At 57.4% G+C, this 12,626-nt stretch carries 13 protein-coding genes; 3 read left to right on the top strand and 10 right to left on the bottom strand.

Features of this window, described 5'->3' with window-relative positions:
• Positions 1-63: 63 nt before the first annotated feature.
• From PVA19_RS03505 to PVA19_RS03465, 9 genes are all read right to left on the bottom strand, one after another.
• A complete protein-coding gene (locus PVA19_RS03505; RefSeq protein ID WP_274101189.1) occupies positions 64-1,674 on the bottom strand; it encodes an FGGY-family carbohydrate kinase in 1,611 nt (536 codons plus the stop codon).
• A gap of 39 nt (positions 1,675-1,713) precedes the next feature.
• Positions 1,714-2,442 carry an SDR family oxidoreductase gene (locus tag PVA19_RS03500; protein ID WP_274101188.1) on the bottom strand — a complete coding sequence of 243 codons (729 nt, stop codon included), beginning with the start codon at positions 2,440-2,442 and terminating at the stop codon, positions 1,714-1,716.
• 105 nt (positions 2,443-2,547) lie between these two features.
• On the bottom strand, positions 2,548-3,630 hold the full coding sequence (locus PVA19_RS03495) for an ABC transporter ATP-binding protein (protein WP_274101186.1): 1,083 nt from the start codon (positions 3,628-3,630) through the stop codon (positions 2,548-2,550).
• Between the two features lie 58 nt (positions 3,631-3,688).
• Positions 3,689-4,684 (bottom strand): sugar-binding transcriptional regulator, encoded by a 996-nt coding sequence (locus tag PVA19_RS03490; RefSeq protein WP_274101185.1) that lies wholly within the window; start codon positions 4,682-4,684, stop codon positions 3,689-3,691.
• 16 nt (positions 4,685-4,700) lie between these two features.
• Positions 4,701-5,606, bottom strand: a complete 906-nt coding sequence (locus PVA19_RS03485) for a sugar phosphate isomerase/epimerase family protein (RefSeq protein ID WP_274101184.1) — start codon at positions 5,604-5,606, stop codon at positions 4,701-4,703.
• Positions 5,603-6,421, bottom strand: coding sequence for a carbohydrate ABC transporter permease (locus tag PVA19_RS03480; RefSeq protein WP_062424443.1), 819 nt, complete (start codon positions 6,419-6,421; stop codon positions 5,603-5,605). The genes PVA19_RS03485 and PVA19_RS03480 overlap by 4 nt, the downstream gene beginning before the upstream one ends.
• On the bottom strand, positions 6,421-7,323 hold the full coding sequence (locus PVA19_RS03475) for a carbohydrate ABC transporter permease (RefSeq protein ID WP_153310419.1): 903 nt from the start codon (positions 7,321-7,323) through the stop codon (positions 6,421-6,423). Before PVA19_RS03475 ends, PVA19_RS03480 begins: the two co-directional genes overlap by 1 nt.
• A 61-nt stretch (positions 7,324-7,384) precedes the next feature.
• Complete coding sequence (locus PVA19_RS03470) at positions 7,385-7,936, bottom strand: SIS domain-containing protein (protein WP_274101183.1); 552 nt, start codon at positions 7,934-7,936, stop codon at positions 7,385-7,387.
• A 96-nt stretch (positions 7,937-8,032) separates the two neighbouring features.
• Positions 8,033-9,382, bottom strand: coding sequence for an ABC transporter substrate-binding protein (locus PVA19_RS03465; RefSeq protein WP_062424446.1), 1,350 nt, complete (start codon positions 9,380-9,382; stop codon positions 8,033-8,035).
• Positions 9,383-9,697: 315 nt separating this feature from the next.
• Between PVA19_RS03465 and PVA19_RS03460 the strand changes: the two genes are divergently transcribed.
• Positions 9,698-10,501 carry an inositol monophosphatase family protein gene (locus tag PVA19_RS03460; protein ID WP_274101182.1) on the top strand — a complete coding sequence of 268 codons (804 nt, stop codon included), beginning with the start codon at positions 9,698-9,700 and terminating at the stop codon, positions 10,499-10,501.
• Between the two features lie 322 nt (positions 10,502-10,823).
• On the opposite strand, the gene PVA19_RS03455 is transcribed toward PVA19_RS03460, so the two are convergent.
• Positions 10,824-11,192: a winged helix-turn-helix transcriptional regulator gene (locus PVA19_RS03455; RefSeq protein ID WP_112519766.1), complete on the bottom strand. Its 369-nt coding sequence runs from the start codon at positions 11,190-11,192 to the stop codon at positions 10,824-10,826.
• A gap of 101 nt (positions 11,193-11,293) precedes the next feature.
• Here PVA19_RS03455 and PVA19_RS03450 point away from each other — a divergent pair, with 101 nt between their 5' ends.
• The gene (locus PVA19_RS03450) at positions 11,294-12,259 is read left to right on the top strand and encodes an NmrA/HSCARG family protein (protein ID WP_274101181.1); all 966 of its coding nucleotides are present in this window, start codon (positions 11,294-11,296) and stop codon (positions 12,257-12,259) included.
• 95 nt (positions 12,260-12,354) lie between these two features.
• Complete coding sequence (locus PVA19_RS03445) at positions 12,355-12,606, top strand: helix-turn-helix transcriptional regulator (RefSeq protein ID WP_337993143.1); 252 nt, start codon at positions 12,355-12,357, stop codon at positions 12,604-12,606.
• Positions 12,607-12,626 lie beyond the last annotated feature (20 nt).

Genomic DNA, 12,626 nt, shown 5'->3' with positions numbered 1-12,626 from the left:
GAACAACGTGAAGGCATGATCAAGCCGAGGTCACTCGCAAGGCGGGCCTCGGCCAATCCATAATCAGAAATCCCGCAGCGATCTTATACTTGCCTGAAGGGTGCGAAAGGCGTCGTAACGCCGATCATGCAGTTGCTGGAGCGTTCCAGAGGCGGGCACGCATGTCTTGCCGGGCTTGCTGAGCTTTTGCATTCCCTGTTTGAGATCGGTGAAGACCTGCGCAGCGGTTGCGCCAAGAAGGGCCGCTCCCAAGAGGACAGGCTCTGCGGTCTGCGGCGCGATAACGGGCTTGCCGCTGGCATCGGCAAGAAGCTGGCGGATGAGATCATGCTGGCCGGCGCCGCCGCTGATAATGATCTGGTCGATCTCTGCGCCAGCCTTCGTCTGTGCCTCGATGATCTGTCGAAGCCCGTAGCCGATCCCGCACAAACCGGCCACATAGAGGGCGACCAGGCTGTCGAGATCGCGCTCCATCCCAAGCCCGGCAATGACGGCGCGAGCAGCCGGATCGGCAAACGGTGCGCGGTTTCCGAGGAATTCAGGGACCACATGAAGGCCTCGGGCCAGCGTGACGACCTGAGAAGGGGAAGTACTTGTGGCAGATGCCATGTTGGCGAGCATGACGGGAAGCGCAACGCCGGTAGCGCGCGCCTTTTCATGCGCCTCGGGAAATGCGGGATGAAGGCTGATCAGATGGTCGATGGCCGCACCGGCAGCACTTTGTCCGCCCTCATTCAACCACAGGCCAGGCACCATGGCGGAGTAGTAAGGACCCCAGACACCGGGAACGAATTTCGGCTCCTCGGTCGAGGTCAGCGTACAGGAGGACGTGCCGAAGACATAGGCGAGGTTTGATTCGGGCGTTCCACCGATCCCGACCGTGCCGATGCCGCCTGCATGCGCATCGATCATGCCGGCAGCGACAGGCGTACCCGGTAAAAGGCCGAAATCTTCCGCAGACTTGGCCGTCAGCCCTTGACCGACCGGCGTACCGGGCTCGACGATCTCCTGCCCAATACGGGCAAAGTTCTCGTCAGCCAGTTCCGCTAGACCGATCTGGCGGAAATAGCTCGGGTCCCACCGCTGCTCATGGGCAATATACGTCCATTTGCATGCCACCGTGCAGGTGGAACGCGCGAGACTTCCCGTTGCTCTCCATGTGAGAAAATCAGCGAGATCGAAGAACTGCCATGTCCGTGCAAAGATCTCCGGCCGATTTTCCTTTAGCCATAACAGCTTTGGCGTCTGCATTTCAGGTGATATGCGTCCGCCGACATAGCGTAGAACATCATGGCCTTGCGCATTGATGCGCTCTGCCTGTTCTACTGCACGGTGATCCATCCAGACGATGATGTCTCGGGCCGGGATTTCAGATGGGCCGACCGGCAAAGAGCGCCCGCCTTCGCCCAGCACCACGAGCGAGCAGGTGGCGTCGAAGCCTATGCCCACGATATCGTCCGGCGAAACGCCTGCGCGTGAAACCGCTGTGCGCACGGCATATGAGACTGCCTGCCAGATATTCTCGCTCGACTGCTCCACCATGTGGTGGGCATCCCGATAGATGTCGATGTCGTGCTTGGCCGTTCCAAGGCAATCGCCTTCCTCATCAAAAATGCCGGCGCGCGCACTGCCGGTGCCGACATCGACGCCGATGAAATATCTGGAACGGCTCATGGAAAACTCTCCCGCATTACAACTCCACCTCAATCCCGGCTACAGATCGACGCTGTTGGGCAGGATCACGAGATCTCGTATCACGACATTGCGGGGGCGGGACAGCATGAAATAGACAGCTTCGGCGACTTCTTGCGGCTGCATCAGGCTTCCATTGGCAAGCGCCTCCTCCATCTTTGCTTTCGGCCAGTCATCCAGAAGAGCCGTGACAACCGGGCCGGGCAACACTGCGCCGACGCGCACGCCATGGGGCGCAACTTGGCGGCGAGTGGAATGGACGAAAGCCTGGACGGCGAATTTGGACGCGGTGTAAATCGGCTCCCAAACGACAGGAACCACACCGGCGACAGAGCTGGTAAATAGAATGTCGCCGCTCTTTTGAGCGATCATGTGCGGAAGCACGGCGTGAACGCTACGGAAGGCAGCGTTGATATTCAGATTGAGCATCCTGTCCCAGCTGTCGGGATCGCCTTCTGCGACAGCACCGCCGATATAGGCGCCCGCATTGGCATGGAAAATATCGAGCCGTCCGGCTTCAGCCAGAATGCGCGGAAGCATCCCCGAAACCCCTTGGCCGTTCAGGAGGTTGACGACAAGCATACGGCAGCGCTCTCCAAGCTCTGAACAGAGCGCCCGCAAACGGTCCCCGGCGCGATCGATCAGAACAACTGTCGCACCCTCATCGAGAAGTTTGCGTGCGCAAGCCAGGCCAATGCCGGATGCCGCACCGGTGATGGCTGCAACCTTGCCTTCAAAGCTATCGGTCATGTGAGGCTTCCTCCCTACAGTCATTATGCCTTTGTCAATCGAACGTCTGTCCGATCTCTTGTTTTGCGTCCCTGAGCGGTGATGGACGCTTTTTCGGCCTCAGTCTCAAAGCGCCTTGCCGTCCGCAGTGAAGAGATAAATGTGCGCATGGTCGATATCCGCGCTCATTGTCTCGCCCTGCGTCACATCCGGCCGGCCGTTCACCACAATGGTGACTTGTTCTGCTGGCGTACGGGCGTAGACCTGGGTAGAGCCCCCCAGATTTTCGGCGAAATCAAGAGTGAGATTGAGCATGGAATGGCCGGTGCCGATCCTGATATGCTCGGGCCTGAGGCCAACCGTGACGATATCTCCGGGGCGGAGCGTGTTGCTTCGCGGATGGCTGAGCACGAGGCTTTGCCCTTGAAATGCAGGATGCGAAAGACGCAGGCTCGTCGCATCCGCACCCTCGACTTTAGCGGCCAGGAAGTTCATTTTCGGCGAGCCGATGAAGCCTGCGACGAAGGTATTGGCTGGACGGTCATAAAGTTCTGTCGGCGAACCGATCTGCTCAACCAGACCGGCGCGCAGAACAACGATACGGTCTGCAAGAGTCATCGCCTCTACCTGGTCGTGTGTGACATAGACCATCGTGGCACCGAGATTGCGGTGAAGCTTGGCAATTTCGACGCGCATCTGGCTTCGCAACTCCGCATCGAGGTTGGACAGCGGCTCGTCGAATAGAAAGATTTTTGGATTGCGTACGATCGAGCGGCCAATGGCGACGCGTTGGCGCTGGCCACCGGACAAGGCGCGTGGTTTGCGTTCGAGAAGCGGCTCGATCTGAAGGATGCGGGCGGCATCGCCGACGCGTCGTTTGATCTCCTCTTCGGACAGCTTCGCCATGCGCAGACCGAACGCCATGTTGTCGAACACGCTCATATGCGGATAGAGCGCATAAGACTGGAACACCATCGAAACTTCACGCTTGGCGGGCTCTTCGTAGGTTACATCCTTTTCATCGATCAGGACCTTACCCGAACTCACGTCCTCCAATCCGGCAATCATGCGCAGCAGCGTGGACTTGCCGCAGCCAGACGGGCCGACGAAAACGACGAATTCCCCCTTGGACGCTGATATATCGACGCCCTTGATGACGCCAAGTTCGCCGAACTGTTTCTTGATGTTTTCCAGCTGAAGGAAGGTCATTCTTCGTTACTCCCAATCTGTGAGCGGTTACCGCGCAAGCGGTGCGACGCCCGCTTGACTATTGACGTTTGCTGCGGTCCGGCGGTGCTTCCCGCAGAAGCGCCTCCGCGGATGCCTGATCTGTCACCAGTTGTTTGACGTAACCGGCACGCAGGATCGCGCGGATAATTTTAAATTTGTATAGGCCGCCCGAAGCCAGGATCGAATGTCGCACCGCTTTAAGATCCTTCAGTGCCAGAGAAAGGACGCGCTCTGCCAGCGGATGATCGATTGGGTTGCCGTCCTCGTCGAGAAAGACACCGAGCAGGTCTCCAATCGCCCCGGCGTCCAGGAGCGAAGTAATGTTCTCCGATACGGTCGGCGTCTGGACCAGCAGCGAGCGGGGCGTCATGTCTCCGCACGAAACGAGCGCGATGTCGACCGAGGTTGCGCGCCGCATCGTCTCGCGAATGCCATGATGGGACAGAAGCGCTTCCCGGCTTTCTGCTGTTGGAAAATAAAGCGGCGCCGTCAGATACCAGCATTCGGCGGAGATCGCCCGAGCGTAGCCTGTCGCAACCTCGAATGTGCTCGAGCCTGACCCGCGCGTTAGTCCGCCCATGATCGACGTGACCCAGCTTTCGGGCAGGGCGCGTGGCGTCAGCCGTTTGAGACCGGCGGACAGGGTTTTCCCCCAGCCGACGCCAAGCCCCATTCCGTCCTGCAGCATTCCATCAAGCAAAGCACCGGCGGCCTCGCCGATCACGCGTTGATTTTCGGCGTCATCCGGCAGCGTGGGGGTCACACATGCGCCTTCCAGGCCAAAGCGTTCTTTCAGCTTATGCTCAAGATCGATGCAATCGGCCATCGGCAGACGAATATCGACCACGACGGAGCCATCTGTGCGGATCTGTCCAAGGATCTTGTTGACCCGCAGCCGGGTCAATCCCAACTGATCGGCGATTTCCTGTTGGGTCATGCCTCCAATGAAATAGCGCCATGCTACGCGGGCGCGGGTCTGCTGCGCATTGAAATCATCCGCAGCCACACCATTATCCGTTCCTTTGTTCACCATCACTGTCACTCCTGGCTTAAGCAAAGTCCTGCTTAAGGGTGCTGACGGTGCTCTTCAATGCGTCGAGTATGGAGACGCTGTCGCGTTCGAACGGGTAGAAGACCTCAAGAAATACGGGGCAGGCCGAAAGACCTGTCCGCGCGAGCTCAGCCTTGACCTCGCGCGGCTTCACACGTCCCGCTTCAGTGAAGTCCCAATGCCGGTCAAGAATAAAGTCTGTCTGCTGGATATGAACGGCGGAGATCACGTCCTGCAACTCGGCAAGCCATGGCTCCATCGTGTCTGCCTGCTCGCCATAAAGCGGTAAGATGGTGCCGTGGCCCCAGTCGACGCAGAAGGTCCAGGGTGTGGCGCTGCCGGCCGCATCTGTCATCATCCGTCGCGCTTGCGCAATCGTCCACGGCCATTCCCGGCGCATGGGCGTCGGCTCGACATAAAGCGCAGACAGGCCTGCGGCCTTTGCCTTTTGGCCGAGCCGCATCATTCTCTCGAGCAGGCTATCATAGTCGCGTTCGTCGATGGCGTCAGCCTCGGTGCCATCCGGCCTTGAGGCAACGGCGCCCAAAGGACCGCCGACTGCGGGAATGCCCGCTTCGGCGGCGAAATCATAGGCGCGCTCCAGCCAATGTTCGGCGTAGGCCCGTACCTCTTCGTCCGGATGAAGCAACTGGTTGAAGGTGTAATGAGCCAAACCGATGAAGGCACTGTGAATAACGATACCGTATTCGGCGGCGGCATTGCGGACATCTTTGGCATGCCGCGATACGACTGCCGAAGGCCACATCGGGTCGACGAGATCGAAGGAAAACTGGATCTTGTCCAGTCCAAGAGTATCGCGCACGACAGGTGCCCAAAGCTGCGGCGTGATCCACCGCTTCACGCAGAAGGAAAGGTTGATACCAAGTGGGTTCGATGCGCTCATTTGGTCGCTCCCATCGTCAGGCCGCGAACCATGTGTCGCGAAACGATCAGTGCGAAGATTGTCACCGGCAGAACGATGACTGTGCCGGTTGCCATGATCTTGCCCCAGGGCAGCTCATAGCCGGACATGAAACTGGTGGCGGCGACGGGCGCCGTCTGGACATTGCGTCTCGTCAATACCAGTGCGTAAAGCAGTTCGTTCCAGGAGAAGATGAACGAGAAGATTGCAGACACCGCAATTCCCGGGGCGCCAAGCGGCAGATAGATTTTGCGGAAGATCGTGAACTGATCCGCGCCATCCAGTCGCGCCGCCTGTTCCAGATCCGGCGGAATGGACTTGAACTGATCGGTGCATATCCACACGACGATCGGCAGGTTGAAGGTCAGGTAGATCAGAATGAGGACAAGATGCGTGTCGAGAATATTGAGTTGCAACGCTAGAATATAGACGGGCAGTGCGAGGACGATCGGGCTCGTCATGCGGTTCGAGATGAACCAGAACCACAGGTCAGATTTGCCGCGAAAGTCGTAGCGGGCTAGGGCATAAGCCGCAGGTGCCCCGAGTGCAACGGCGAGTGCCGTGGTGCAAATGGCGATGATCAGAGAATTACCGACGCCTCCAAGCACCTTGGAGTCGGCGAAAATTTCACGGTAGTGATCGAGCGTCGGCGTAAAGAGCCAGACTGGCGGAGAGGCCAGAATGTCAGACTGCGACTTAAAGCTTGCCGAAACCATCCAGAAGAAGGGAAACAGCGTAAAGAGGACGACTGCGGTGAGCCCTAGAGCGTGTAGAACCTTGCCGGATGACAGGCGCATCAGTTCACCTCCTTATAGAGAACGCGGATATAGAGACGGCTGAGAAGGATCGTAATGATCAGCAGCAGGATCGCCTGGGCGGACGCCGTGCCAAGATCGAACACGCGAAAGCCGATACGTTGAATGTAGATCGATACGAGATCGGTCGCCGATCCGGGGCCGCCACGGGTCATGACGAAGACCATGTCGAAGAGCTTCAGAACGTCTGCCGAGCGCAGGATCAAAAGGGCGGTCAGTCCCGGCATCAGATAGGGAAGTTGGACAAAGCGCAACAAGGACAGCTTCGATGAGGTTTCCAGCCGCGCAGCCTCCTCGATTTCACCCGGCACCATGGAAAGCCCGGCCAGGAAGATCAGGGCGCAGAAGGGTGTCCATTGCCAGATATCCATGATCGCGATGGCTGCGAAGGCGCCGCTTTGCGATCCAAGCCAGTCGATCCCGCCGATTCCAAGGACATCCAGAAACCAGTTGGCGACGCCGAAATCACCGTTGAAGATCAATCGCCCGATAAGGCCCACAACGGCATAGGTGGTCGCAAGCGGCACGACGAGCGTCACTCGTGCCAGCGATTTGAGAAAACCCATGCCAGGCTTGTGCAGCAGAAGCGCAATCATCAGACCCAGCACGATCTCGATCGGCAATACGGTGACATAGAATTTGGCAGTCAGGAACAATGACGCCCAAAATGTGCTGTCGGACAGGACGGACGCGTAATTTTCAAACCCGACAAAGGGGAAGCCTTCGCGCGGGCGCGCGATATTGTAGCGACGAAACGATGTCACCAATGCAAATATCGTCGGATAAATCCCGATGATGAACAGCGTCAATACCGCGGGCGCCAGAAACCAGAACGGCGTCCACCGGCCATAGCCGCGGTTCGGTCTGGAGGTGAGTTCTGACATCGGTCTTTCCTCTCGATGCATAGCAGGCGTCGGCACTGCTTTCGCCGGAATGCTTTCGGCTTTATTCAAGGTTCGTGTGATTGGCGCGCATCGCCTGGGGCGTCACGTTCAGACGGTCACGCACGGCGAGAACGAGAAGCTCGAAGGCAACGTAGAGCGCGCCCTCATAGAGCGATCCCATCGGCAGGACCGATTGCGTGTCGCCCTGATCGTCGGCCATGGTTTGCGCCGGTATATGCAACACAAAATCAGCCTGGCTTGCCGCCGTGCCTTGAGGTTGTGCCGTCACGACGAGAATGCGGGCACCAGCGTTGCGCGCAACGCCGATCAGGGCCGAGACGGTTGAGAAATCGCCAGGACCTGCTGAAACGATCAACAGATCGCCTTCAGCCACGGGCGGCGTGGTCATGTCGCCCACCATGGCGCAATGCAGTCCCAGATGGAAAAGGCGCATTGCCAGTCCCTTGATCTGGAGACCTTCGCGCCCGACCCCATAAAGGGCGATCCGCCGGGCTTTTGTGATTTCCGCAACTGTCGCTTCGAATTGCTCCGTGGCGATGTCGCGCAGGCAGACGCCAATCTCGGCAAGGGCTTGGTCTGAGAGATGCAGCATGGATCGGTTCCGGTTAAAGGATCGGCAGGGGGTGGTGACAGCAGTTGCCGCCACCCCCTGCCGTGCAATGACCTCTTGGAGATTTACGCTAGAGGGTTACTGCAACAACTGCTTCTTGCCGTCGTAGTAGCCTTCCTTCTTCAGGATATCCTCCATGCGCGTGCCGATTTCCTTCGATCCTGCTTCGACCGAAACCTCGCCGAGCATCATCTTGGAACCCCACTCGGCAACGACTTCGGAGATGGCTGGCCATGCCGGGAAACGTGGACGGAATTCCGGAACGCCCTTCTGCCAAGAGGCGACCATCGGCTCGACGAACTTGTACTTCGCCTTGATCTCCGGGTCGTTGTAGACGGACATCCGGCCGGAAACGCCGCCAGCTTCCACGTAGGCCTTGGCGATGTCCTCAGATGTTGCCCACTGAATGAACAGCCAGGTCGCCTTCTTCTGCTCTTCGGTGGCCTGCGCGGCAACCGCCAGAGAGAAGCCGCCAAGGGCAGGGAGACGGCCAGCAGGGCCCGCGGGCTCTGGCGCTACCGCGAGGCAGTCCCCGAGCTTGGAGGTCGCAGGATCGACCAGCGTGCCGTAAAAGGCAGACCATTCCGTGATCATTGCGACCTGACCCTGGGCCAGGGAGTTGACAGCTTCTGCGTGGTCGAAGGACACGATGCCGGGTGGCATATATTTCATCAGATCCTGACGGAAGTTGAGGCCAGCCTGGCTTTCCTTGCTCATCAGGTTGGACTTGAACTGCTTGTCGAGCAGCGAGCCACCGAAGGGCCAAAGCATACGCATGAAGCTGTCGGCTGACTGCGTTTCTCCGCGCAGCGATTGTAGGGCGTATGCATACTGGTTCTTCGATGCGTCGGTCAGCTTTGGCGCGTAGACCTTCATCAATTCATCCCAGGTTGCCGGTGGCTTGTCGAAGCCAGCATCCTTGAGCTTGCAGGAGTTGTAGAACATCAGCCCCGAATAGTTGTCGAAGGGCAGGCCGTATGTTTTTCCACCCCAGGAGCCGAACGCATCGAGCAGAAGGGGGAAGAACCCATCCAGCTTGAGGTTTGGATCTGTGATCGACTTGTCCTTGGTGAAATTGTCGATCGGGTCGATCCAGCCGTTTTCGGCAAATTCCCCGATCCAGACGAGATCGACCAGGGCCATCGTGAGGTCGCCTTGCGAGGTGAAGTTCAGCACTTCCTTCTCGCGCGTATTCTCATAAGGAACAATTTCGTAGTTGACCTTGATGCCGGTCTTCTTTTCAAACTCCGGAAGGAGCTTGATGATCGCCCGATAACCTGGGCGATCGAGGAATATACCGCTGATCTCCGTACCCTTTAGCGGCTTGGCCGCATCTTCCAGCCAATCGGCATGCGCCAACATCGGCGCACCAGCGGCTCCAGCAGCCAGCGCCAGAACGCTGACGCACACTCTCAACAAACGTTTCATGCCACTCCTCCTATGGTGCCTGCCTGATCGCGCAAGCTTGTTTCAGTCTTTAGTCACTTAAAAAATGTCTGCCGAAAAGCGCTGCTCGTCGCTCGACACCGCCTCTTCCAAAAAATGCGCTTACCCCTCGAACCTTCGCTTTTGGCACAGCTTGCAGTCTGCGCAAGACGCGCCTTCGTGAAGCGATATCAATGGATTGGGCTCGCCGTCCTCTCAGCGAGAATGCTCAATCGATACACATGTAAATTTAAATTTGCAATAGTAATCATTCGCGAAATATGATTTTACTGAGGTCGGTTAGGGCAGAGGCAAAAAATGACTGACGTTCGATCAGGACAGGGCGAAATCCATCACCGCAGGGTGCTGGCAGAGCGCATTGCGAAAGTCGCAGGAGCCAGAGCAAAAGGATTTCTTTCGAAACCGGAACGGCTGAAAGCAGAGTTGAAATCATCCACGCAAGATTTGGTAAGCATCGCAGACCGCGTGACCGAGAGTTATCTGCGCAGAATGATCAAGAAAAACTTCCCGGATGATGGCATCGTTGGCGAAGAAGCGGGTTCGACGCTTGGAAACTCAGGCTACACCTGGGTGATTGATCCGATCGACGGAACAATGGCTTTCCTCGTGGGGCAACCGAACTGGTCGGTGTCAATCGCGGTCACTCGGAGTTGTGAACCTGTGATCGGCGTCATTTACGCACCAGTTATGCGCGAACTCTACGTCGCCGAAGCTGCCTGTGGCGCTACACTCAATGAGAGAAAATTGATCATGAGAAGCGACTGGACAGTCCAATCAACAAACATAGGCTATGGGGGCACCGAACGTGCCGATCCTGTTGAAGTTGGTGCCTTTGTGACGCAGCTCTACAAGGAAGGTGGAGTTCTTTTTCGCATAGGCTCGGGCGCGCTTATGCTGGCGTATGTCGCCGCCAACCGCCTTGGGGGCTATTATGATCCAACTCTCTTTTGCTGGGATTGTCTCGCCGGAGTGGCACTCATACGCGAAGCGGGTGGTCTAGCGGAGTTCGCAGGCGATTTAAGTAGCCCGGGGCCAATATGGGCAGGCAATCATACCGTTTTTGCTGACCTTAAGCGGCTGAGCATAGTTCGCGAGGAATAGCTGGAAAGAAAGTCTAAAATTGTGAGAATTGACGCGGCAGTGTCCTCGCATGTCTATGCGTCCTGCTCTCCAGCGCCGAGGCGACGGTGATGATCCTGGAGTGATCTGGTAGAGAGATGCAATGAAGCATTGTGGTCCCCTCGCGCTCTTCGCCGAAACTGATTGCTCCGGAGACGATGCCGGGGCATTTGTTGACGGTACCATCGTTGGACTCTTTCTCGCGAGGCAAGATAACTGAATAGTGTGATGGTAGCCAACGACAGCTACTCGGTATTACCTCTTCTTCAGTCAAGATATTGTTTTAAATGATTACAATCTAAGCTCAGCGGGAAAGCTCAGGCGTCCCCCAAAACCGTCGTTGCGCGGCCAAAACCTCATCGCGATGTTGGTCTGCCCAGTTAAGGATTGCCTGCAGATGCGGTTCGAGCGAACGCCCCAAGCGAGATATTTCATAAACGACTGCAACGGGCGCGGTGCTGACAACCGAGCGGGTTATGAACCCGTTGGCTTCAAGCCGGCGCAGACATTGCGTCAGAGCCTTCTGCGTGATGCCATCATTGGCCCGTCGTAGCGCGTTGAAACGCATAGGCCCGCCGCACAGGCATCCTAGCACCAGCAACGACCACTTCGTCGTGATTTCCTCAAGTACGAGCCTGTTTAGTTCGAGGCTTTCCGGTGGCATGGTGGCCATGGGCAGGGATACTCCTGGAGACGTGGTAGCATTCAGGTGCGTAATTGTACTCACGTATAATATGTATACCTATATTGCCTACTCGCATCAAGGAGGCTCAAATGATATCCAGCAATGATCACGCTAGCAGTCCGGAAATATCCAAAACGACTTCGGAAAATGTCATCCTCGTATTCGGCGCAACCGGTCAGCAAGGCGGCGCCGTCGCGTCAGCTCTGCTGGCAGATGGTTGGTCCGTCAGGGCTCTCGTCCGCGACCTGAAGGCTCCCAAGGCCCGGGAAACAGCGTCTCTTAATATAGAGGTAGTACAGGGAGACTTTAACGACGAAGCTTCGATCAGATCAGCGATGACGGGTGTCTACGGCGTGTTCAGTGTTCAGCCGAGTTCGGGGCAGGGGGCGGCCTATGGCGTTTCTGACGAGGATGAGATCAGATACGGCACGATGATCGCTGATATCGCCGCACAAGTCGGCGTCAGTCATCTTGTTTACACTTCGGTAAATGCCGCGGGGCCGGAGAAGACAGGCATGGGACACTTCGACAGCAAGTCGCAAATTGAGGCCCATATTAGGTCTTTGGATATCTCCAGCACCATCATCCGTCCGGCGGGCTTTATGGAGTTGCTTATGCTGCCGGGTTTGGGTCTGCATCAAGATGCCTATGTCTCTTTTTTGCGACCAACGCAAATCGGGCAAGTGATAGCGGTACGCGATATCGGTAAGATCGTTGCGGGTATCTTCTCCAACCCGGGCCGCTTCGCCGGTCGAACAATTGAGATTGCCGGGGATGAATTGACGGGAGAAAGCCTGCAGCGAAGCCTCAGCCGTGCTGCGGGTCGACCGATCGGATACAGCAGGTTTCCCGATGCTGTCTTGAACGAGAATGAGTTTCTGCGGCGATTGACTGCGTTATTCGATGACGGGCGGCTCGCGGGACATGCAGATATCGGCGATCTCCGCAGAGAGTTCGGTCACCTGCTGAGCTTCGATGAATGGCTTGACGGCCCGGGTAGACCGCTTTTTGAAGCGGCACAAAACGCCAGTAGCTCAGCAATCGCTCTGCGGTAAACTCTGTGCATCCGACATGAAGCGCTACCTGTTACTTGGCCACAGTGTTGTTCGATCATAGATATCTGCTTGGTCAATGACTGGAAGACTGCCGAATGTCGAAAATAAGCCGCCTGTTCGAAATGCTCGGTATGCTGCGCGCGCGTCGGAGACCGGTCACGGCACTCGAGCTGGCAGAAGAGCTCGGCGTCTCGGAGAGAAGCGTTTACCGGGACGTCGAGACGCTGCGTCTGCTCGGAGCGCCTCTCGATGGCCAGGCTGGGGTCGGGTTCGTCCTAAGGAGGGGTTCTTCCTGCCAAATTTCGCCTTCTCGCCGGAAGAACTGGACGCCCTTGTTCTCTGGCTAGGATGGGTGCGGGAAAGAGCG

The sequence above is a fragment of the Agrobacterium sp. CNPSo 3708 genome (assembly GCF_028674915.1).
GTDB lineage: Bacteria > Pseudomonadota > Alphaproteobacteria > Rhizobiales > Rhizobiaceae > Agrobacterium > Agrobacterium cavarae.
This window is presented reverse-complemented; position numbering and strand designations above follow the sequence as displayed.